The organism is Sphingomonas sp. PP-F2F-G114-C0414, from assembly GCF_003688595.1.
Taxonomy (GTDB): Bacteria; Pseudomonadota; Alphaproteobacteria; order Sphingomonadales; family Sphingomonadaceae; genus Sphingomonas.
The window spans coordinates 201284-222054 of the sequence record NZ_RCWT01000012.1; the positions used below are offsets into that span (position 1 = coordinate 201284).

At 62.1% G+C, this 20771-nt stretch carries 27 protein-coding genes and 1 tRNA gene; 3 read left to right on the forward strand and 25 right to left on the reverse strand.

Annotated features, from left to right (window positions below):
• Window positions 1-3: 3 nt before the first annotated feature.
• The 21 genes from rpsN to C8J47_RS12930 all read right to left on the reverse strand — a co-directional run bounded on the left by rpsN (window position 4) and on the right by C8J47_RS12930 (window position 15099).
• Window positions 4-309: a 30S ribosomal protein S14 gene (gene rpsN / locus C8J47_RS12830; protein ID WP_056015537.1), complete on the reverse strand. Its 306-nt coding sequence runs from the start codon at window positions 307-309 to the stop codon at window positions 4-6.
• 128 nt (window positions 310-437) lie between these two features.
• On the reverse strand, window positions 438-1001 hold the full coding sequence (gene rplE, locus C8J47_RS12835; protein WP_082441396.1) for a 50S ribosomal protein L5: 564 nt from the start codon (window positions 999-1001) through the stop codon (window positions 438-440).
• A gap of 49 nt (window positions 1002-1050) precedes the next feature.
• Window positions 1051-1368 carry a 50S ribosomal protein L24 gene (gene rplX, locus C8J47_RS12840; RefSeq protein WP_056047623.1) on the reverse strand — a complete coding sequence of 106 codons (318 nt, stop codon included), beginning with the start codon at window positions 1366-1368 and terminating at the stop codon, window positions 1051-1053.
• Window positions 1368-1736: a 50S ribosomal protein L14 gene (gene rplN / locus C8J47_RS12845; RefSeq protein WP_031393755.1), complete on the reverse strand. Its 369-nt coding sequence runs from the start codon at window positions 1734-1736 to the stop codon at window positions 1368-1370. Before rplN ends, rplX begins: the two co-directional genes overlap by 1 nt.
• Window positions 1737-1899: 163 nt before the next feature.
• Window positions 1900-2172, reverse strand: coding sequence for a 30S ribosomal protein S17 (gene rpsQ / locus C8J47_RS12850; protein WP_031393756.1), 273 nt, complete (start codon window positions 2170-2172; stop codon window positions 1900-1902).
• Between the two features lie 10 nt (window positions 2173-2182).
• Window positions 2183-2389 (reverse strand): 50S ribosomal protein L29, encoded by a 207-nt coding sequence (rpmC, locus tag C8J47_RS12855; RefSeq protein ID WP_055872644.1) that lies wholly within the window; start codon window positions 2387-2389, stop codon window positions 2183-2185.
• A gap of 4 nt (window positions 2390-2393) precedes the next feature.
• Window positions 2394-2828 (reverse strand): 50S ribosomal protein L16, encoded by a 435-nt coding sequence (rplP, locus tag C8J47_RS12860; protein ID WP_031393758.1) that lies wholly within the window; start codon window positions 2826-2828, stop codon window positions 2394-2396.
• Window positions 2829-2843: 15 nt separating this feature from the next.
• A complete protein-coding gene (rpsC, locus tag C8J47_RS12865) occupies window positions 2844-3551 on the reverse strand; it encodes a 30S ribosomal protein S3 (protein ID WP_055872646.1) in 708 nt (235 codons plus the stop codon).
• Window positions 3551-3928, reverse strand: coding sequence for a 50S ribosomal protein L22 (gene rplV, locus C8J47_RS12870; RefSeq protein ID WP_056047621.1), 378 nt, complete (start codon window positions 3926-3928; stop codon window positions 3551-3553). Before rplV ends, rpsC begins: the two co-directional genes overlap by 1 nt.
• Window positions 3928-4203 carry a 30S ribosomal protein S19 gene (gene rpsS, locus C8J47_RS12875; protein WP_031393761.1) on the reverse strand — a complete coding sequence of 92 codons (276 nt, stop codon included), beginning with the start codon at window positions 4201-4203 and terminating at the stop codon, window positions 3928-3930. Before rpsS ends, rplV begins: the two co-directional genes overlap by 1 nt.
• Before the next feature lies 1 nt (window position 4204).
• Entirely contained in the window at window positions 4205-5044 is an 840-nt protein-coding gene (gene rplB / locus C8J47_RS12880; protein ID WP_055872649.1) for a 50S ribosomal protein L2, read from the reverse strand.
• Between the two features lie 4 nt (window positions 5045-5048).
• Window positions 5049-5363 carry a 50S ribosomal protein L23 gene (locus C8J47_RS12885; protein ID WP_056047618.1) on the reverse strand — a complete coding sequence of 105 codons (315 nt, stop codon included), beginning with the start codon at window positions 5361-5363 and terminating at the stop codon, window positions 5049-5051.
• On the reverse strand, window positions 5356-5982 hold the full coding sequence (gene rplD, locus C8J47_RS12890) for a 50S ribosomal protein L4 (protein ID WP_056047616.1): 627 nt from the start codon (window positions 5980-5982) through the stop codon (window positions 5356-5358). Before rplD ends, C8J47_RS12885 begins: the two co-directional genes overlap by 8 nt.
• A gap of 2 nt (window positions 5983-5984) precedes the next feature.
• On the reverse strand, window positions 5985-6731 hold the full coding sequence (gene rplC / locus C8J47_RS12895; protein WP_056060507.1) for a 50S ribosomal protein L3: 747 nt from the start codon (window positions 6729-6731) through the stop codon (window positions 5985-5987).
• 288 nt (window positions 6732-7019) lie between these two features.
• The gene (gene rpsJ, locus C8J47_RS12900; protein WP_007406109.1) at window positions 7020-7328 is read right to left on the reverse strand and encodes a 30S ribosomal protein S10; all 309 of its coding nucleotides are present in this window, start codon (window positions 7326-7328) and stop codon (window positions 7020-7022) included.
• 224 nt (window positions 7329-7552) lie between these two features.
• Entirely contained in the window at window positions 7553-8827 is a 1275-nt protein-coding gene (locus C8J47_RS12905; protein ID WP_121885987.1) for a DUF5677 domain-containing protein, read from the reverse strand.
• A 212-nt stretch (window positions 8828-9039) separates the two neighbouring features.
• A complete protein-coding gene (tuf, locus tag C8J47_RS12910; RefSeq protein WP_031393767.1) occupies window positions 9040-10233 on the reverse strand; it encodes an elongation factor Tu in 1194 nt (397 codons plus the stop codon).
• 213 nt (window positions 10234-10446) lie between these two features.
• The gene (gene fusA, locus C8J47_RS12915) at window positions 10447-12543 is read right to left on the reverse strand and encodes an elongation factor G (protein WP_121885988.1); all 2097 of its coding nucleotides are present in this window, start codon (window positions 12541-12543) and stop codon (window positions 10447-10449) included.
• A gap of 147 nt (window positions 12544-12690) precedes the next feature.
• Entirely contained in the window at window positions 12691-13161 is a 471-nt protein-coding gene (gene rpsG, locus C8J47_RS12920) for a 30S ribosomal protein S7 (RefSeq protein WP_031393769.1), read from the reverse strand.
• 135 nt (window positions 13162-13296) lie between these two features.
• Window positions 13297-13668, reverse strand: a complete 372-nt coding sequence (gene rpsL / locus C8J47_RS12925; protein WP_010164594.1) for a 30S ribosomal protein S12 — start codon at window positions 13666-13668, stop codon at window positions 13297-13299.
• Window positions 13669-14085: 417 nt separating this feature from the next.
• Window positions 14086-15099, reverse strand: a complete 1014-nt coding sequence (locus tag C8J47_RS12930) for an alpha/beta fold hydrolase (RefSeq protein ID WP_121886238.1) — start codon at window positions 15097-15099, stop codon at window positions 14086-14088.
• Window positions 15100-15256: 157 nt separating this feature from the next.
• Here C8J47_RS12930 and C8J47_RS12935 point away from each other — a divergent pair.
• The 3 genes from C8J47_RS12935 (at window position 15257) to nusG (ending at window position 16619) form a co-directional block, all read left to right on the forward strand.
• Window positions 15257-15333, forward strand: a tRNA-Trp gene (locus C8J47_RS12935).
• Between the two features lie 538 nt (window positions 15334-15871).
• Complete coding sequence (secE, locus tag C8J47_RS12940) at window positions 15872-16069, forward strand: preprotein translocase subunit SecE (RefSeq protein ID WP_056047594.1); 198 nt, start codon at window positions 15872-15874, stop codon at window positions 16067-16069.
• 13 nt (window positions 16070-16082) lie between these two features.
• Window positions 16083-16619 (forward strand): transcription termination/antitermination protein NusG, encoded by a 537-nt coding sequence (gene nusG / locus C8J47_RS12945; RefSeq protein ID WP_055872668.1) that lies wholly within the window; start codon window positions 16083-16085, stop codon window positions 16617-16619.
• A gap of 262 nt (window positions 16620-16881) precedes the next feature.
• Here nusG and C8J47_RS12950 read toward each other — a convergent pair whose 3' ends face one another.
• The 4 genes from C8J47_RS12950 to C8J47_RS12965 all read right to left on the reverse strand — a co-directional run bounded on the left by C8J47_RS12950 (window position 16882) and on the right by C8J47_RS12965 (window position 20473).
• Window positions 16882-17475: a hypothetical protein gene (locus C8J47_RS12950; protein ID WP_121886239.1), complete on the reverse strand. Its 594-nt coding sequence runs from the start codon at window positions 17473-17475 to the stop codon at window positions 16882-16884.
• Between the two features lie 11 nt (window positions 17476-17486).
• The gene (locus C8J47_RS12955) at window positions 17487-18644 is read right to left on the reverse strand and encodes a M48 family metallopeptidase (RefSeq protein WP_121885989.1); all 1158 of its coding nucleotides are present in this window, start codon (window positions 18642-18644) and stop codon (window positions 17487-17489) included.
• Window positions 18645-18834: 190 nt separating this feature from the next.
• Window positions 18835-19413, reverse strand: coding sequence for a hypothetical protein (locus C8J47_RS12960; protein WP_310886131.1), 579 nt, complete (start codon window positions 19411-19413; stop codon window positions 18835-18837).
• Between the two features lie 100 nt (window positions 19414-19513).
• Window positions 19514-20473, reverse strand: a complete 960-nt coding sequence (locus C8J47_RS12965; protein ID WP_121885990.1) for a hypothetical protein — start codon at window positions 20471-20473, stop codon at window positions 19514-19516.
• Window positions 20474-20771 lie beyond the last annotated feature (298 nt).

A 20771-nucleotide genomic window follows, 5' to 3' on the forward strand; every position in this document is an offset into this window, starting at 1 on the left:
TCCTTACCAGCTCGACTTCGTGACGCCGGGGATGAGGCCCTTGTTGGCCAGATCGCGCAGCTGAATACGGCAGAGCCGGAACTTGCGGTAATAGGCGCGCGGGCGACCGGTCAGCTCGCACCGGTTACGGATACGGGTCGGGTTCGCGTTGCGCGGCAGTGCCGCCATCTTGAGGCGAGCGATCAGACGCTCACCGTCGTCGAGCGTCTTGTCCGCTGCGATCGCCTTCAGTGCCGCGTACTTCGGGGCATACTGCTTGACCATGCGCTTGCGGCGCTCGTTCTTGTTGACTGAACTCAGTTTCGCCATCGACTTAAGTTCTTTCTTTGCTAGCTCCCATCCCGCTTGCGGGAGGGGTTGGGGGAGGGAAGGACCAACGCCTGTTAGGCGCGAGGCCCCTCCCCTGACCCCTCCCGCAAGCGGGAGGGGGACTTAGATTAAGCTGCCTTCTTCTCGTCGGCAGCGTCGTCTTCGATCGGGAACGGGAAACCGAACAGACGCAGAAGCTCGCGAGCCTCGTCGTCGGTCTTTGCGGTCGTCGTCACGATCACATCCATGCCACGGACCTTGTCGACCCGGTCATAGCTGATTTCTGGGAACACGATCTGCTCCTTGATACCGCAGGCATAGTTGCCACGGCCATCGAAGCTCTTCGGGTTGAGCCCGCGGAAATCGCGGACGCGGGGAAGAGCGATCGTGATGAAACGGTCGAGAAACTCGTACATGCGCTCGCGGCGAAGGGTAACCTTCACGCCGATAGGCATGCCTTCACGCAGCTTGAACTGCGCGATCGACTTCTTGGCCTTCGTCACGACAGGCTTCTGGCCGGCGATCAGCTCCATTTCGGAAGCAGCCTGGTCGACCTTCTTCTTGTCCTGCGTGGCTTCGCCAACGCCCATGTTCAGCACGATCTTGTCGAGCCGCGGGATCTCCATGACGTTCTTGTAACCGAACTTCTCGGTCATCGCCTTGATGATCGTCTCGTCGTACAGCTTGCGCATGCGCGCGACGTAGACGGCCTCGGTGCCGGCCTGCTCGCCAGTGTTCTGATCAACCATTGATCTTCTCCCCGGTCTTGACGGCGACGCGGACCTTCTTGCCGTCCTGCTCCTCGAAGCGGACGCGGGTCGGCTTGCCGTCGGCGGTCACGTGCGCGACCTTCGAAACGTGCATCGGTGCTTCCTTGCGGATCAGGCCACCCTGCGGGTCACCCTGAGTCGGCTTGGTGTGGCGCACGGCGATGTTGACGCCCGATACGACGACCTTGTCGGTCTTCGGCATGGAAACGGTGACTTCACCGGTCTTGCCCTTGTCCTTACCGGACAGGACGATGACCTTGTCACCCTTCTTGATACGCTGCGACGCCATTACAGCACCTCCGGCGCGAGGCTGATGATCTTCATGTGCTTCTTGCCGCGCAGCTCGCGAACGACTGGGCCGAAGATACGGGTGCCGATCGGCTCCTCGTTCTTGTTGACCAGCACCGCGGCATTGCCGTCGAAGCGGATGACCGTACCGTCTGCACGGCGGATATCCTTGGCGGTACGCACGATCACCGCGCGGTGAACGTCGCCCTTCTTCACACGGCCACGTGGCTGCGCTTCCTTGATGCTGACGACGATGATGTCGCCAACGCCTGCAACACGACGCTTGGAACCCCCAAGCACCTTGATGCACTGCACCCGCTTCGCGCCGCTGTTGTCAGCGACGTCGAGATTGGACTGCATCTGGATCATGGATCCGTATCCCTTCTCTGTCTCTGGGGTCGATACCGACCGAACCCCGCCTAAAAAATCACCCCGCCACGGACGAACCGCAGCGGGGAGGAGCGGCCGCTTAGCCGTTCCAGTTTACGAAAACAAGAGCGCAGGGAGTTGCCCCCCTGCCCTCATGTTTGATTCAGCCCTCGGCCGAAGCCCGCTCCGGCGTCGCGTGGGTGTTGACCCGCTCGATCACCTTCCAGGTCTTCAGCTTGGAGATCGGTGCGGTCTCTTCGATCCGCACGGTCTCGCCCTGCTTGAACTCGTTGCTCTCGTCATGAGCATGATACTTCTTCGAGCGACGGATGATCTTCCCGTAGAGCGGGTGCTTCACCTTACGCTCGACGTTCACGACCACCGTCTTGTCGCCCTTGTCGGACACGACCAGACCGGTCAGCACGCGCTTCGGCATGATACGTTCCTTACTTCGCGGCTTCAGCGCTGGTGCGCTGAGCCTGCAGGGTCTTGATGCGAGCAATGTCGCGGCGGACCTCACGAACGCGGCTCGGCTTTTCGAGCTGGTTCGTGGCGGCCTGGAAGCGCAGGTTGAACTGCTCGCGCTTCAGTTCGCCGAGCGACTCCGACAACTGGTCGTCGCTCTTGGTCTTCATGTCGTCGATACGAGCCATGATCTTACTCGCCTCCCAGATGCGAGGTGTCACCCAGGCGGGCAACGACCTTTACCTTGATCGGCAGCTTCATGGCCGCCCGCTCGAACGCCTCGGCGGCGATCTTGCCGTCGACGCCGTCGAGCTCGAACAGGATCCGACCCGGCTTGACGCGAGCGGCCCAGTATTCCGGCGCGCCCTTGCCCTTACCCATGCGGACTTCGGCTGGCTTTCCCGAGACCGGAAGGTCTGGGAAAATGCGGATCCACAAACGCCCCTGGCGCTTCATGTGACGCGTGATCGCGCGGCGGGCCGCCTCGATCTGGCGTGCGGTGATCCGGTCGGGTTCCATCGCCTTGAGGCCATAGGAGCCGAAATTGAGCGAGAAGCCACTCTTGGCGTCGCCCGAAATCTTGCCCTTGAAGGCCTTCCGGAACTTGGTCTTTTTTGGTTGCAGCATGTCTGTTCCTGCCCCTTAGCGACGATCGTCGCGCTGCGGCCGCACGCCGGAGGTCTGAGCCTCCATCATGATGCGGTCGTACGACGTCGGATCGTTGCCGAGAATCTCGCCCTTGAAGACCCAGACCTTCACGCCGCAAACGCCGTAGGACGTATGCGCCGTAGCCTCGGCATAATCGATGTTCGCGCGCAGCGTGTGCAACGGAACCCGACCCTCACGATAGCTCTCCGACCGTGCGATCTCGGCGCCGCCAAGACGGCCACCGCAGTTCACCCGGATGCCCTCGGCACCGAGACGCATCGCCGACTGGACCGCACGCTTCATGGCGCGACGGAAGGCGATACGACGCTCGAGCTGGTCGGCGATGCCCTGCGCGACGAGACGCGCATCGACTTCCGGCTTGCGGATCTCGACGATGTTCAGCGACACGGTCGACGACGTCATCTTGCCGATCGTCGAACGCAGCTTCTCGATGTCCGCACCCTTCTTGCCGATGATCACGCCGGGGCGTGCAGCGAAGATGGAGATGCGGGCCAGCTTGGCCGGACGCTCGATGACCACCTTGGAGATCGCGGCCTGTGGCAGCGTCTTCATGATGAATGCGCGGATCTTGAGATCCTCGAGCAGGAGCCGACCATAGTCGGCGCCTTCGGCGTACCAGCGGCTATCCCAGGTACGGTTGATCTGCAGACGCAGACCGATGGGGTTGCTCTTCTGACCCATTATGCTTCTTCCTGCTCGCGCACGACGATGCGCAGACGGCTGAATGGCTTGAGAATGCGGGTCGACTTGCCGCGGCCGCGGGTAGCGAAGCGCTTCATCGTGATCGACTTGCCGACCGAAGCCTCGGCGACGACGAGTGCGTCGACATCGAGGTTATGGTTGTTCTCGGCGTTGGCGATGGCCGAGGCCAGCACCTTGCGCGCTTCGATCGCCATGCCCTTGGTCGAGAAGGCGAGGATGTTCATCGCATCGCCGACCTTCTTGCCACGGATCAGCGCAGCCACGAGGCCGAGCTTCTGCGCGGAACCACGGATCTGCGTACCGACCGAAAGCGCCTCGTTGTCCGCGACCTTGCGCGGGCTGACTTGCTTAGACATCAGCGCTTGCCCTTCTTGTCGGCGGAGTGGCCGGGGAAGTAGCGCGTGGGCGCGAACTCACCGAGCTTCATGCCGACCATGTCTTCGTTGACCGAGACGGGCACGAACTTGCGGCCGTTATAGACGTTGAACGTGAGACCCACGAACGACGGCAGGATCGTCGAGCGACGCGACCAGGTCTTGATCGGCGAACGCGCGTTGGTGTCCTGGGCGGTTTCTGCCTTCTTGAGCAGATGAAGGTCCACGAAGGGGCCCTTCCAGACTGAACGAGCCATGTTAGCCCTTCCTCTTCGTCGAATGACGCGACCGGATGATCATCTTGTCGGTCGACTTGTTATGACGCGTGCGCGCACCCTTCGTCGGCTTGCCCCAAGGCGTAACCGGATGACGGCCACCCGAGGTACGGCCTTCACCACCGCCATGCGGATGGTCGACCGGGTTCTTGGCGACGCCGCGCGTCAGAGGACGGATACCCATCCAGCGCGAACGGCCTGCCTTGCCCAGGTTCTGGTTCTGGTTGTCGGGGTTCGAGACCGCGCCAACCGTCGCCATGCAATCGCTGCGGATGTAGCGCTGCTCGCCCGAGTTCAGGCGGACCATCACCATGCCCTTGTCGCGACCGACGACCTGCACGTACGTGCCGGCCGAACGGGCGATCTGGCCACCCTTCATCGGCTTCATCTCCACGTTGTGGACGATGGTGCCGACCGGCATCTGACCGAGTTCCATGGCATTGCCTGGCTTCACGTCGGTCTTCTTGGCCGCGAGGACCTTGTCGCCGACGGCCAGACGCTGAGGCGCCAGGATGTAGGCGAGTTCTTCGTCCGGGTACTTGACCAGGGCGATGAACGCGGTGCGATTGGGATCATACTCGATCCGCTCGACAGTGCCTTCGACGTCCCACTTGCGACGCTTGAAGTCGATGTAGCGGTACTTCTGCTTGTGACCGCCGGCGATGCCGCGCGAGGTCACATGGCCCTTGTTATTACGACCGCCGGTCTTGTGCTTACCTTCGGTCAGCGCCTTGACGGGGCGACCCTTCCAGAGCGACGACTTATCGACCAGGATGAGACCGCGGCGTGCCGGCGATGTCGGATTATAATGCTTGAGTGCCATGGCCTCAGATCCCCGTCGTCACGTCGATGGACTGACCGTCCTTCAACGTCACGATTGCCTTTTTCATGTCGGAGCGCGAGTAGTTCGTGCCCTTCCACTTCTTGGTCTTGCCCTTCTGGACGAGCGTGTTCACGCCGACGACGTTCACGTCGAACAGCGCCTCTACGGCCGCCTTGATCTCGGGCTTCGTGGCATCATTCGATACCTTGAACACAACCGCGTTGAACTCCGACAGGGTCGTCGTCTTCTCGGTGATGTGCGGGGCCAAGATAACGTCGTAATGACGATTATCGATGCCCGCCTTCTGCTTCTTAGCCATGGAAGCGCGCCTCCAGCTTTTCGACAGCGGCGCGCGTCAGCACCAGCGTGTCATGCTTCAGGATGTCGTAAACGTTCGCGCCGGCAGCCGGCATCACGTTCACTTCGTACAGGTTGCCCGCAGCGAATGCGAAGCTGGTGTCGACCATGTCGCCGTCGATGACGAGCGCACGCTTGCCGAAGCCGAGCTTTGCGAGATCGCCCTGCAGCGTCTTGGTCTTGCCACCCTCGACAGCCAGGCTGTCCATGATGACCAGCGAACCCGCCTTGGCGTGGCTGCTGAGAGCCATGCGCAGGCCGAGCGAGCGAACCTTCTTGTTCAGCGAAGGGTTGAAGTCACGGACGCGTGCGCCGTGAGCCTTACCACCACCGATGAACACAGGTGCGCGACGATCGCCGTGACGAGCCGTACCGCCGCCCTTCTGGCGACCGAACTTCTTGCCGGTGCGTGCGACGTCTGCGCGCTCACGGGTGCCACGAGCCGTCTCGCGACGCTTCTCGAGCTGCCAGGTGACGACACGGTGCAGGATGTCGGCGCGCGGATCGAGGCCGAAGACCTCGTCGTTGAGCTCGATGTCCGCTGCGTCAGTGCCGGCGAAAGATGAAACCTTGATCTTCACGCTCAGCCCTCCTGGCCGTCGGCTGCAGGTGCGTCGGTCGTTTCGGCCGGCGTGTCTGCTGCGGTGTTGCTGTTTGCGGTCTTGAGACCGGCGGGGAACGGTGCGTCGGCGTGGCGCGCGACCTTCACCGAGTCCTTGACGAAGAGCCAGCCGCCCTTGGAGCCAGGAACCGAACCCTTGACGAACAAGAGACCACGCTCGACGTCCGTCGACACGATCTCGAGGTTCTGCTGGGTGCGATACTTGTCGCCCATGTGGCCGGCCATCTTCTTGTTCTTGAAGACCTTGCCCGGATCCTGGCGCTGACCGGTCGAACCGAGCGAACGGTGCGAGACCGACACGCCGTGGGTTGCCCGCAGACCGCCGAAGCCCCAACGCTTCATGCCGCCCTGGAAGCCCTTACCCTGGGTCTTGCCCTGGATATCGACGATCTGGCCTGCGACGTAATGGTCGGCCGAGATCTCGGCCCCAACGTCGAGCAAGCCGTCTGCGTTCACGCGGAACTCATGGACGACAGCCTTGGGCTCCACTTCGGCCTTGCCGAAATGGCCGCGCTGCGGCTTTGCGACATTCTTCGACTTGGCGACACCTGCACCAAGCTGGACGGCAGTGTAGCCGTCACGATCCATTTCGCGAACGGAAACGACCTGATTGCCTTCGAGTGCCAGAACGGTGACCGGCACGTGCCGACCATCTTCCTGGAACAGGCGGGTCATCCCCATCTTCTTCGCGATCACGCCAGTACGCATGATCTTGTCCCTTCCTAGACAGAGGCCCCGTCGGACTATTCCTCGGGGGCTTGCGGACCATGTCCGGAGCGAGCTCCATGATGCGTCCACCTGACCCCATCCCCGGCAAAAGCCCTGAATGGAGTCGGTTCAGCCCGGTATATACGAAACGTGCCCCCGTCCCGGGCTGGTGCTTCCGCGAGTGCGGAAGCGTGACGGGGGACGCTGCCCCGTCGGTTTTCACCGACGGCGGTATCCCAATGTCGAACGGCGCGGGACCGTTACCGGTCGACCGCGCCGCGCCAGCCCTTAGGCGAGCTTGATCTCGACGTCAACGCCAGCGGCGAGGTCCAGCTTCATCAGCGCATCGACCGTCTGCGGCGTCGGCTGGACGATATCCAGCATACGCTTGTACGTGCGCACCTCGAACTGCTCGCGCGACTTCTTGTCGATGTGCGGGCCGCGGTTCACGGTGAACTTTTCGATGCGCGTCGGAAGGGGAATCGGACCGCGGATGAGCGCGCCGGTGCGGCGTGCGGTGTCGGCGATGTCGCCAGTGGCCTGATCGAGCACACGGTGATCGAACGCCTTCAGACGAATGCGGATATTGCTGTCCATAGTCCCTACCGATGCGAAAGAGCGGGCCCGTTTCCGGGCTCTTGCTGGTTGATGTTTAAACCGAAGGCGGGCCATTACGGGAGAGTCGGCGAAAACGCAACTGGCGGGAGAGGGTTTTTCACCCCTTATCGCGAGCGCGCATCCCACTGGTACGACACCGATGCCTATGACACCCTCTTACCGCGATACGCTCTGCCAGCTTAAGGCTCGACCAGAGGCCCAATTCACTGCGCGCGCCCTGCCCGCAAATGTGCCCGATGCTCCTTCTCGATTCGCCTATCAGCAGCGGTCAGCTCGGCTGCAATTTTGCCGCGCAGGAGGAGAAGTATCTTAAGCTGGATCATGTCATCGATGTTATGAGGCCTGAGTATCAAACTGGTCATGAACGCGATATCGAAAGCGGCGTTCTGCGCCGGATCCACAAACCCCGTATTACTTGCACCCGCGAGGCCGGTCGGACCGGCGAGTTCACGCGGCAAGCCTAAACGAAACGCGATACCCATCGCACTCGCGTGAACATTGTAACTTGCCAAACCATAATACGGCCTCATCTCAAGCTTGCCTGCCGCTTTCTCAAGGTCGATGAACCGAGGCTTTTTGAGATCAAGATGGCAACCCGCCCACCCATATTCAGAACCAAATCGGTCCCCGTACAGGGCAAGCGCAGCTTGATAATGGTCCTCGACTTCGCGGGTATCTTTTTGCCCGAACGGCGAGAGCCCTAAGGCGGCATGACTTACCTGGTAACGGTCCATTGCCCGTTTTGCCTCAACCGCTTCATGGGCGCGATATCGCACGGCCAAATCTTCACCGAAGTGTGCAATCACCGCCGCGACTACAGTAATTTCGTGTAATGTCCGCCATCTCGCGATTGCACCGTCAGCGAAGCCGTTTTCCATCAAACACAATATTTCGGCGACCACCTGGCAGGCACGGATGTGTAGATGTGTAATAGTATCCTGTAGAACAAGATTCCGTTTCGCTCGAGAGCGCCGTCGCCGCTGATTTGCTATGCCGCCAATCTCTTTTGCGATGGTGTACATCATCCGCAAGATATCAAACCCGCGACCCCACCGATCCTCAAGCCGCTCCTTAAAACCTTCGGTCGTCACCCTCTGCCAATCGCGCTGGGCTGGCCAGTCCCGGTTGAGGGTTTCGAGGATGGCGCTCGCAGCATCGTCGATAATTTTGGTTACAATCTCCGGTATCTCGTCCGTCACAAACGAGCGCACCTCCGTACCGATCAAATCGATATCGGCCGCCGTAATATCGACGGAAACTTCTCGTTCATCCTCGTTATCAAATTCAAACGGCTCTTTATTTTTAGCAAGAATATGATCAGCGAGAGCTTCCGCAAACCCCTTGGGTACGTCGGGCACCTTCTGCTCAATCAATGCAGCGAGCTTCGTTCTAATCAGCCGCCTGGGTACGGCGCTGAGTTCCGCCGTTATAGCCTTGTGAAAACCCGAGATTTCGGAGTTTCGTGCAGTCTTCGGCATAACTCGGCCCTCGCAACATTGACGAGATATGAAGACTACCACCGTAACTGGCACGGTAGAAGATTGCCGCCTCGGGCGGTATCTTACAACCAGTCGCCCACCCCGAACCAGACGGTCCCCTGGGAAGCTGAACCTGAATAGGACACAAAAAAGCCCGGCCTCTCTCGCGAGAAGCCGGGCTCTTTTCGATCACCTCCCGAAGGAGAAGATGCTTACTTGTCGATCTGGCTCACGACGCCTGCACCGACGGTACGGCCGCCTTCGCGGATCGTGAAGCGCTGGCCCACGTCCATGGCGATCGGTGCGATCAGCTTGATGCCGAGCGACACGTTGTCGCCTGGCATGACCATCTCGGTGCCCTCAGGCAGCTCGACGGTGCCGGTCACGTCCGTCGTACGGAAGTAGAACTGCGGACGGTAGTTGGCGAAGAACGGCGTGTGACGGCCACCCTCTTCCTTCGACAGCACGTACACTTCCGAGTTGAAGTCGGTGTGCGGCTTGATCGTGCCTGGCTTGCAGAGCACCTGGCCACGCTCGACTTCGTCGCGTGCAACGCCGCGGATCAGCGCGCCGACGTTATCGCCAGCCTGGCCCTGGTCGAGCAGCTTGCGAAACATCTCGACGCCCGTGACCGTGGTCTTGCGGACGGTTGGATGGATGCCGACGATCTCGACTTCCTCGCCAACCTTGACGATGCCGGTCTCGACGCGGCCGGTGACGACCGTACCACGACCCGAGATCGAGAACACGTCCTCGATCGGCATCATGAACGGCTTGTCGAGCGGACGCTCTGGCTGCGGGATGTAGTCGTCTACAGCCTGCATCAGCTCGGTGACGGCGTCGGCGCCGAGCTTTTGGTTCGAACCCGACAGTGCGCAGGTAGCCGAACCCTTGATGACGGGGATGTCGTCGCCCGGGAAGTCGTACGAGCTGAGCAGCTCGCGGATTTCCATCTCGACCAGCTCGAGGATTTCCTCGTCGTCGACCAGATCGACCTTGTTCATGAACACGACCATTGCGGGCACGCCGACCTGGCGTGCGAGCAGGATGTGCTCACGGGTCTGTGGCATCGGGCCATCGGTCGCCGAAACGACGAGGATCGCGCCGTCCATCTGGGCTGCGCCGGTGATCATGTTCTTCACATAATCGGCGTGGCCCGGGCAATCGACGTGCGCGTAGTGACGGTTGGCCGTCTCGTACTCGACGTGTGCGGTCGAGATCGTGATGCCGCGCTCGCGCTCCTCGGGAGCCTTGTCGATGTTGGCGAAGTCGACAGCGGTACCGCCGGTCGTCTCTGCCAGAACCTTCGTGATCGCAGCGGTGAGCGACGTCTTGCCATGATCGACGTGACCGATGGTGCCGATGTTGAGATGCGGCTTGTTCCGCTCAAATTTTGCCTTGGCCATTGTTTCCTACCTTCTGATTCGTATTCCGGTGCCACCCCGGGAACCGCGCGAACGCGGCCCAATAGCGGCTGTTAAAGCGTTGCGCCAGCCCCTGGTTGGGGAGAGGCCGACGCGGAAGTAAATTCCGCGTCGTCGAACTTCGGTCGCTGACCGAAGCCGGCCGGCCTTTCGGCGTCTCCGAGCCAGGAAAACCTGGCTCAGTGCGCCTCGGGCTTACGCCAGCTTAGCCTTCACCTCGTCAGCGACGTTCTGCGGCACTTCGTCATAGTGCGAGAACTGCATCGAGTACTGCGCGCGACCCTGCGTGAACGAGCGCAGCGAGTTCACATAGCCGAACATGTTGGCCAACGGGACCATCGCCTCGACCGTCTGCGCATTACCACGGCTGTCGGTGCCCTGGATCTGGCCACGTCGGCTGTTCATGTCGCCGATGACGTCGCCCAGATAATCCTCCGGGGTGACGACCTCGACCTTCATGACCGGCTCGAGCAGCGTGATGCCCGACTTCTGTGCCACTTCGCGCATCGCGCCACGCGCACAGATTTCGAACGCCAGAGCCGACGAGTCGACGTCGTGATACGCGCCGTCATACAGCACGATCTCGAAATCGATGATCGGGAAGCCAACCAGCGAACCGGTCGCCGCGGTCTCGCGGAAGCCCTTCTCGATCGCCGGCAGATATTCCTTCGGAATGTTGCCGCCCTTGATCTCGTCCTTGAACGTGATGCCCGAACCGCGCTCGCCCGGCGTGACCTTGACCTTCACGCGACCGAACTGGCCGGTACCACCCGACTGCTTCTTATGCGTGTAGTCGACGTCGACCGGCTTCTTCAGATACTCGCGATATGCGACCTGAGGAGCGCCGACGTTCGCCTCGACCTTGAACTCACGCTTCATGCGATCGACCAGGATCTCGAGATGGAGCTCGCCCATGCCCTTGATGATGGTCTGGCCCGACTCGGGGTCCGACGACACGCGGAATGAAGGATCCTCGCGTGCGAGACGATTGAGCGCGACGCCCATCTTCTCCTGGTCGGCCTTGGTCTTCGGCTCCACCGACAGCTCGATCACGGGCTCGGGGAATTCCATCCGCTCGAGGATGATCGGTGCGTTCATCGCGCAGAGCGTGTCACCGGTCGTGGTATCCTTGAGACCCGCGAGAGCGACGATGTCGCCAGCGAAAGCCTCCTGGATGTCCTCACGGCTGTTCGCATGCATCAGCAGCATGCGACCGACCTTTTCCTTCTTGTCCTTGACCGAGTTGGTGACCTGCGATGCGGTCTCCAGCTTGCCCGAGTAGATGCGGGCGAAGGTCAGCGTACCGACGAACGGATCGTTCATGATCTTGAACGCCAGCGCCGAGAACGGAACCTCGTCCGACGAAGGACGCTCGTCCGGCGTCACGCCGTCGAGCTTCAGACCCTGGATCGCGGGAACGTCGAGCGGCGAAGGCAGATAGTCGACCACGGCGTCGAGCAGGGGCTGAACGCCCTTGTTCTTGAACGCCGAACCGCAAACGACGGGGACGAACGCCATGCTGAGCGTACCCTTGCGGATCAGCTTCTTGAGGTCGGCGACGCTCGGCTCGTTACCTTCGAGATAGGCCTCCATGAGGGCATCGTCCTGCTCGACGGCCATCTCGATCAGCTCGCTGCGATACTTCGCGGCCTTCTCGACCAGATCCTCCGGGATCTCGGCATATTCGAACTTCGCGCCCAGGCTCTCTTCGAGCCAGATGATCGCGCGGTTCTCGACGAGATCGACGAGACCCTTGAAGCCGCCTTCCATGCCGATCGGAAGATACAGCACGGCCGGACGCGCACCGAGACGATCGATGATCGAGTTCACGCAGAAGTAGAAATCGGCGCCGGTGCGGTCGAGCTTGTTAACGAAGCACATGCGCGGCACGCCGTACTTGTCGGCCTGACGCCACACGGTCTCGGACTGCGGCTCGACGCCGGCAACGCCGTCGAAGCATGCGACCGCGCCATCGAGCACGCGAAGCGAACGCTCGACTTCGATCGTGAAGTCGACGTGGCCGGGCGTGTCGATGATGTTGATAAGGTGCTCTTCACCCTTACCTTCTTCGGCGCGCCACTTGCAGGTGGTCGCAGCCGACGTGATCGTGATCCCGCGCTCCTGCTCCTGCTCCATCCAATCCATCGTCGCGGTGCCTTCATGCACTTCGCCGATCTTGTAGGACTTGCCGGTGTAATAGAGGATGCGCTCGGTCGTCGTCGTCTTACCGGCGTCGATGTGCGCCATGATGCCGATGTTGCGGTAACGGTCGAGCGGATGGCTGCGGGCCATGATCGTGCTTCCTTAAGGATATGGGGAGCCGAACGTGCCGGCTCCCCAATATATAGGTGTTTGCATGACAGGCGAAAGACCGCCCGTCACACGGATAGCAATGCTAGGCTTCAAAGCCCGCTGTTACCAGCGGCAGGAAGCCCGCTGTTACCAGCGGTAGTGCGAGAATGCACGGTTGGCTTCCGCCATCCGGTGCGTATCTTCACGCTTCTTGACCGCGTTGCCACGGTTGTTGGCGGCATCCATCAGCTCACCCGACAGCCGCGCGGCCATCGTGTTCTCGCTGCGCGAACGCGCCGCACCGATCAGCCAGCGAATCGCCAGCGCCTGTGCACGCTCGGGACGAACCTCGACCGGCACCTGGTACGTTGCACCACCGACGCGGCGCGAACGGACTTCGATGCCCGGCTTCACGTTGTTCAGCGCATCGTGGAAAACGCCGATCGGATCGCGCTTGGCGCGGCTCTCGACGGTTTCGAATGCACCGTACACGATCAGCTCTGCGACGGACTTCTTGCCGTCCAGCATGACGCTGTTCATGAACTTCGACAGAACCTCATCCCCGAACTTGGGATCAGGCAGGATGACCCGCTTTTCGGGACGACGACGACGTGCCATTTCAATTTCCTTGTAGACTTCAGCCGGTTCCGGAACACGTCCGGGGCTTACTAAGCTTCGTAACTTCCGAGGCGTGGATCCCGGATAAGATCGCCTAAAGCGATCTTATCCGGGATGATCATGCCCCCGGCATGATCACTTCGGACGCTTGGCGCCGTACTTGGAACGCGACTGACGCCGGTCCTTCACACCCTGTGTATCGAGCACGCCGCGCAGGACGTGATAGCGAACACCGGGAAGATCGCGGACACGACCGCCACGGATCAGGACAACCGAATGCTCCTGAAGATTGTGGCCCTCGCCCGGAATGTAGCTGATGACTTCGCGCTGGTTGGTCAGGCGAACCTTGGCCACCTTGCGCAGAGCCGAGTTCGGCTTCTTCGGGGTCGTCGTGTAGACGCGCGTGCAAACGCCACGCTTCTGCGGATTTGCTTCCATCGCAGGGACCTTCGACTTGGCCTTCTGCGGATCGCGGCCCTTGCGGACCAGCTGGTTGATCGTCGGCATTGAAGCCTTCACCTTTCAAGTGGTTACTTTGCTGGAGCCATGAGGCGCCTGAGAATACAAAAAGGACCATAGGAACGCGGGAGCGCTCCTCAGGTCCTGGAATGCATCCAGCAATGTTCAAGCATGCCCGGCGGGAAACACTCCCGAAGAACAGGCCGCGCCTATAGGTCAGGAGTCGATCGAGGTCAACGGGTTGGAATCGGATGGGGCTGGCGAAGGATTGGCTTCGTGGGCGGAGACAATGGCTCACGTAAGTCCGACGACGACACTTCTCTCATCCTCCCCCGCCAAGGGGGGGGGTGGCACCGCAGGTGACGAAGGGGGAGGAACACGAAACCTGCGTTCTCGCCCCCTCCCCCTCCGTCTGGCAAGCGCCAGCCACCTCCCCCTGGCGGGGGGAGGATCGCCCGGCCCGCTCTACCGCGAACGCGTCCCGAGCACAGCAAGCAGCGTCTTCTCGAATCGCGCAGGATCCTCGACCTGCGGCGAGTGGCCCAGCCCCTCGAGCATCACCAGGTTCGCATTCGGCATCTGCTTCACCGCCCGCGGCGCGATCATCGGCACCGGTTCGAGAAACTTGCGCAAGTTCGCCGGCGCCTGCGCCCGGCCGAACGCCGTCTTGTCCAGCGTCCCGATTATCAAGGTCGTCGAAGGCGTGATCCGGTAGAGTTCGTGCGCGACCGGTTGCGTCTTGATCATCTCGCTGGTCTTGGCCTGCGCGAGCGCAACGGAGTCGCGCCCTGCCCCTTGGTACATGCCAGCCTGCATCCAGACCCAGCGATCATAGGATGGCTTCCATACGCCGTGGTAATAGTTCTCCAGCTGGTACGCCTTGATCGAGGCGTAGCTCGTCTTCTTCTCGTTCGCCCAGAGCGTGTCGACGTTGGTATAGGGCACGCCCTCCTCGCCGCGATCCTTCAGCCCGAGCGGATTGACGAGCACCAGCTTATCGACCGACGCCGGGTAGAGAATGGCGTACCGCATCGCGAGCATGCCGCCCATTGAATGCCCGACGATCGTCGCCCGCGTAATGCCACGCGATTCGAGCAGTCGCTTGGTGAACGTCGCCAGCATCTCGAAGCTATACTGCGCCGCCCGGGGTTTGGACGATTTGCAGAAGCCGATCTGGTCGGGAACGATCACCCGGTAGCCGACTTCGCTCAGCGCCCGCGCGGTGCTGCCCCAGGTCGCGCCGCAAAAGTTCTTGCCGTGGAGCAGGACGACGGTGCGACCATTGGGTCGCTGCGGCGCGATATCCATGAACGCCATCTGCGCAGGCGTGCCGACGATATCGACTTCCATTGTCTGGACCGGCCACGGGTAGGTGAAGCGTTCGAGCTGCGGCCCCAGGTCAGGCACCTGCGGGACCGGCCCCGCCCCCATGAGCAACGCCGCAACCGGCAGCGCCAGCATCATCAATCCCGCCTTCATACGATTACGCTTTCCTGGATCCAACGAGACGGCTTTACGGTTAACGAGCAAATAACGGATCGTCCAACGGGTGATCGTCGCGATCATGGTTCCCGAACGAATTGCACGCGAGACGCTTGCCCTTCGCGAAAACGCTGGGTAAGGGGCGCGTCCGTGTAGGAGTGTAGCTCAGTTGGTTAGAGCGTCGGTCTCCAAAACCGAAGGCCCTCGGTTCGAATCCGAGCACTCCTGCCACCCCCTTTAAATTCCCTGCAAAATCACGGCGGTTGCTCCCGCCGCTTTCGCGCGTCCATTGCGATTGCAGAAACTGCATTCCATAATGCAATTTTCGCAATTGATCTATGATGTGCTGCGATGCACAACGATCAGGCCTTTCAGGCATCCTCTCCTAAAAACTTTTACGGCCGGTCTTGTACCGGCCTTTTTTTTGGTCTCGATCGCGCGTACACCATCCGTGCCGTCGTCAAGCCGAACGATAAATAGAAACCGTGGGAGCGGAGCCGCCGGTCAAACCGGCACCGGCAAGACGATCGTGCGGGGGATCGAGTGACCCAAGCGCTCTCCCCCGCCACTTCTGCCGGCCCCCGCCGTGTGGCTTTCGATACGACGCCCGCCCCTCTCCTGCCGCGCACTTGCTTTCACCTGTGACGGCAGCTATCTGCCGCGCTTCCGACAGCGAGAACGGACCTGTCGCCGCGGCCCTTCACAGGGAGCGGCTAGTGGGTCTATGTCTCGCATCTCAGTTTCTCAATCAGCGGGTTCGAAGAACATCGTGGCGAAGACGTCCCCCCTCGAATTCATCCAGCAGGTCCGCAACGAGACCGCGAAGGTCACGTGGCCGACGCGTCGCGAGACGGTCATGACCGGCGTGATGGTGGTGATCATGACGACGATCCTCGCGCTGTTTTTCCTGGGCGTCGACTCGATCCTGCAAGCGATCGTCTCCGCCCTCCTCAAACTCGCTCAGTAAGCAAGGTTCCGTCATGGCGCGCTGGTACATCATTCACGCCTATTCGGGCTTCGAGGGCAAGGTCCGCGACTCGATCATGGCCGAGGCGACCCGGATGGGTCTCGAACAGCTCGTCGAGCAGATCGAAGTCCCGACCGAAACTACGACGGAAGCCCGTCGCGGCAAGAAGATCGCGGTCGAGCGCAAGTTCATGCCGGGCTACGTGCTCGCCAAGCTGAACATGAACGACGACGTGTATCACCTCGTGAAGAACACGCCGAAGGTCACCGGCTTCCTCGGCAGCATGGGCAAGCCGCAGGCGATCAGCGAGGCGGAAGCCACGCGGATGCTCAACAGCAAGGAAGAAGCCGCCGCTGCGCCCAAGCAGAAGGTCAAGGTCGACTACGAGATCGGCGACCAGGTCAAGGTCCTCGACGGCCCGTTCGCGACCTTCAACGGGCTCGTCGAAGAACTCGACTTCGACCGCAGCCGCGTCAAGGTTTCGGTGTCGATCTTCGGGCGTGCGACGCCTGTGGAGCTCGAGTTCGAGCAGGTCGAGCGCAGCAAGTAAGGCCAAGCCGCACGCGATTAGCCCAAGGCTAATTGCGAGACGGCGCCAGCCCGGCCGGCGGGCCAACGGCCCGGCCGACGACGCGGGATTTACTCCCGCGTCGCGTTACCGTTTAGTTCGTGTCGACACATAAGGCTTGTTTCCCCGCGAAGGCGGGGATCCAGACTGGGCTCCCGCCTTCGCGGGAGAACAAGGCAGGCGTAGTGATCGCCCTAGACCGTGCCTATGTCCGGTCGGGACAACTGACGACAGATCGCGCGCCTCAAAACCGAACGCTATCCGCCACCGCCTGAGCCGGCGCAGCGCTGCGGTCGTAGTAATACAAACTCGGCGCCTCGTACGTCACCAGATACAGCTTCCCGCCAATCACCGCACCGCGTGCTTCACCGCGCCGTTGCAGCGTCTCGTTCTGCTTCGAGAAGGTGTAGGTGAAACGCACGCCCTTGCTGCCGGCGAACTGGATCGGCGCGATCGTGTCGATCGCCATCGACGATGCGTCGCGCGCGATGCGGTAGCTGTTTTCGAGCAGCACCGGGATATCGGTGATCAGCATCGTCGCCGAGACCTTCGGCAACGGCTTGTTCTTCTTGTCGATCTCGCGGAACAGCGGCCGGCCGGACTCGATGCTACCATAGAAGCTCAGGTCGTTCAGTTCGTCACCGTCCTGCGTCCAGGTTTCGGCATTGCGACCGGGGCGCTCCGAGAGCTTGTTCCACTCCGCGCCCGGCTGCACGGTCATCGCCGACTTGGCGACGGCGATGCGCTGGCCGGCCGAGATGAGCTTGTTGCCGGCCGCGACGGGGGCCGCGAGCGCGAGCGATGCGACCGCGGCAAGCACGGCTAGGTTCTTGGACATGGTCATCCTTCTTACGAAATCAGCGTGGCGATGAGCGCGGCGTCGGTCGCGGCTGGCTTGAGGCGGAGATACGTCGCGAGCGCGGCCTGGCCCTCGGCAACCTGCTGGCTGCGGAGCAGCGACAGGCCCAAGCCGCGATACGCCTCGGGCGGCGCGTCGCCCTTGCTGATCGCCTCCTGGTAGAATTGCGCAGCACTGACGAGGTCGCGGGGATTGCCGCGCTCGCGATAGAGATCGCCCCGCGCGCACAGCAGCGGCGTCGTCCACCCATTGCCCTCGGCCAGGTAGGCGAGCAGATACTCGCTGCCACCGAAGTCGTTGAGCTTGATCTGGTCGTTGAGGAAGACCGGGAGCCATTTCGCCATCGCCGCCTGATGCGTATCGACGACCGCAGGCTTGACGTCATGCGCCTCGATCGACGCTGCGCGCAAATACGTGGCGCGCGCCAGATCGGTCGGATGGGTAGCAAAGACGCCTGCGACGTATTTGTGTTGCGCCCTGCCCCTGCGGCCGATCGCGGTCGCATCGGCTTCGCCCATGACATGCTCCCAGACGTCGGCGGCGGCCGATGACGGATATTGCGAGCGTGCGAGATACTGGAAGCCCGTCATGTCGGCCTCGCGCTCCTGATCCCGGCTGAAGGCGTACATCTGGCCAACCGTGGCGTACTGAATGTTGGCACTGTTACGGACGAGGATCGACGCCCACGCCATCAGGTCGGTGCCCGTGCGGTGGCTCTTGAAATCCTTGAGCGAATGCCGGAGTTCGAAGTGGCCGAACTCGTGGCCGAGGATCGCACCAAGCTCGGCTTCGCTGCGGACACGGAGCAGCAGTCCGGTCCACACCACCATCGCGCCATTGGGCGTCATGTACGCGTTGAACGCCGGCACCTCGTCGATATAGAGCCGAACCGATCGGCACCGGTCCTCGCCGACGGTCCGGCACAGCACGCTGCGGACATAGGCGTTGAGCGCCGGATCCTTGACCAGCGACCGGGAGTCACGCTGCACTCGCTCGCGTTCGTCCGCCTCCATCCATATCCCGCGCTCGTCGACCGTCGTCGGGGTGTAGGCCTGCGTGTAGGTCGGTAGCGGCAGGCGCTTGTCCGCGGCGAGCGCAGACGTACCGATCGCGGTCGCGAGCAGAAGGCCGACCATAGGGATCCGCATGTCAGTGCGCCGAAGCGATGGCAGGAGCAGGCGCAGCGATCGGAGCTTCTACCGGTTTTCCTGGGAAGCCTTCCAACAACTGCCGCACGCGCTTGTCTGCCCCCTCCGCGTTACGGACATCGCCGCCCATCTGCCTGTCTGCATTCAACCAAACCAGCTCACCGGTACGCAGGTCGACGAGGCCGGCATATCACGTATGGACACCCGCCGTCACTGGAACGCGAGCTAGCGCCGCAAAGACCTGCAACACCTTTCGTCCGGTCGAACCGAAATGATCCTCGGTAGTGATGAACAGCGCATAGTCCGCTTTGTCGAGGCCGGGCAGCGTGCGGACGTCAGGGCCGAGCCCCCATTCGAACTGATCCTTGCGCTTCTTAGTGGGTAGACGATTGCCCTTGAAAAACTGGTACTCGATCACCGACGATGCGACCGCACCGAACAGCTCCTGGTACTCAGCCACCTTGGCCGGATTGCCGCTGATCGGCTCGGCATAGGCGACCACGCTGTTACCAAGCCCGGACTGCGCCTTCGAGAGCGCCGTGGCGAGGTTTTCCTTCGCTTGATCGGTCCAGTCCGCATTGGGCTCGAACATGCCCCCGGTCGACTGCGCGCCGACCTTGATCGACGGTCGCATAAGGACGATCCGGGCGGTGCCGGGCTTGAGGACGAAGCCGGGCTTGAGCCCCGTCTTCTCCTGCGCGTGAACTGGCGATGCCGCGGCCAGCAGCAAGGTAAGCGTCGCAAGCGACGCACGGCATGATTTGAGCATGATCCCCCCGATATCGTCGGATGCCCCCATCCGATTGGGCAGATGCTAGACTGAAATCCGCCAAGCTTTGAAGAAATTATTGGAACCGATTTCGATGTTTTTACGCGGTCCAGTCTTTCAATCGCCAGCCGCCGAACAGCGCAACATCCGGATCATGCGGTGTCTTTGTCGGGTCGGCCTTGCTCCAGCCGGTGACCTGATCGAGCGCCGGCAGGCGTACCGGGTTCGGCGCCGGATACGGGTTGGTCAGCGTCGGTTCGCCGCGTTCGTTGCGGGCGACTTCGGCGATGTCGAAGGCTTCGCGGGCGCGGGCTTGGCGGGCTTCGTACATTGCCGACAGGCGGTAGCTGTGCGCGTCGCTCGATTCGCCGCGGCGGCGTTTGATGTGCGGTGGCTCCTCCTGGAGGTGGACCGTCCGGTTGTGCAGATGGAGGAGCTGGAGCGCCTGGTTCGCGGTCATCGGCGGGATCGGTGGGGACGCGTTGTGGCGCCATTCGTCATGGTCGTGCGAGCCCGGCAGGGTACCGGCCAACAGCGCGAACTCGACCGACTCGTAGCCGGCTGCGAGCGCGAGGCGCATCTCGCGGGCGAAGGCGGGGCTGGCTTTGCGGCGGGCGTAGAAGGCGGAGTGGCTGAAACCGGCGGCGGCGGCCGAAAGGCGGATGTTGGCGGTGGCGGATAGCGCTGTGAGGAAGGCTTGCTCGGCGGCATGGTCGAGGCGGTTGGCGGGCGGGCGGCGGAGCTGGAGGCGGCCGTTGGCGGTTCTTGTCGTGGTGGGGGATACGGTCGAGACGGGGGCGTTCGTGGCACTCCCCTCCCCCGCCCCCTCCCGCAGGCGGGAGGGGATGTTTAGGGCAGCGTTGGCTAATGCCAGCGCGGCGTTCCATTTTGCGGCGAAGGCGGGGTGGGCAGCGCGGCGCTTGGTGAAGGTGGAGCGGTTGTAGCCGAGCGTGCTGGCGGCTTCGCGGGCGTTACCGGTGCGGCGGAGGGCGGCGAGGAACGCAGCGTTCTGTGCGGCCTGGCGGCGGGTGAACTGGTCGGGGGTGAAGGGGCGCGCCATCGCTAGTGGGTCTGCCTCGGTATCCTACATTGCAAGGGGCTTGTGCTGGGGGCGTGGTTTTCGAGTTTGTTTCCCCGCGACGGCGGGGACTCAGACTGGGCTCGCGCCTTCGCGGGAGAACAAGGGAGCGCAGTCTTTAGTAGGATTGGTTCACGCGAAGGCGCGAGGGCGCGAAGAGAAGTCAGAGGAGCAGAAGATTCGGGGTTCGCGCGGAGGCGCGGAGGAGAAGGGACGCGGAGAAGTAAGTGCGGGGTGTTGCCGCTTTGCGGGTTTTGGGGTATGCGCGCCGGCTTCCACC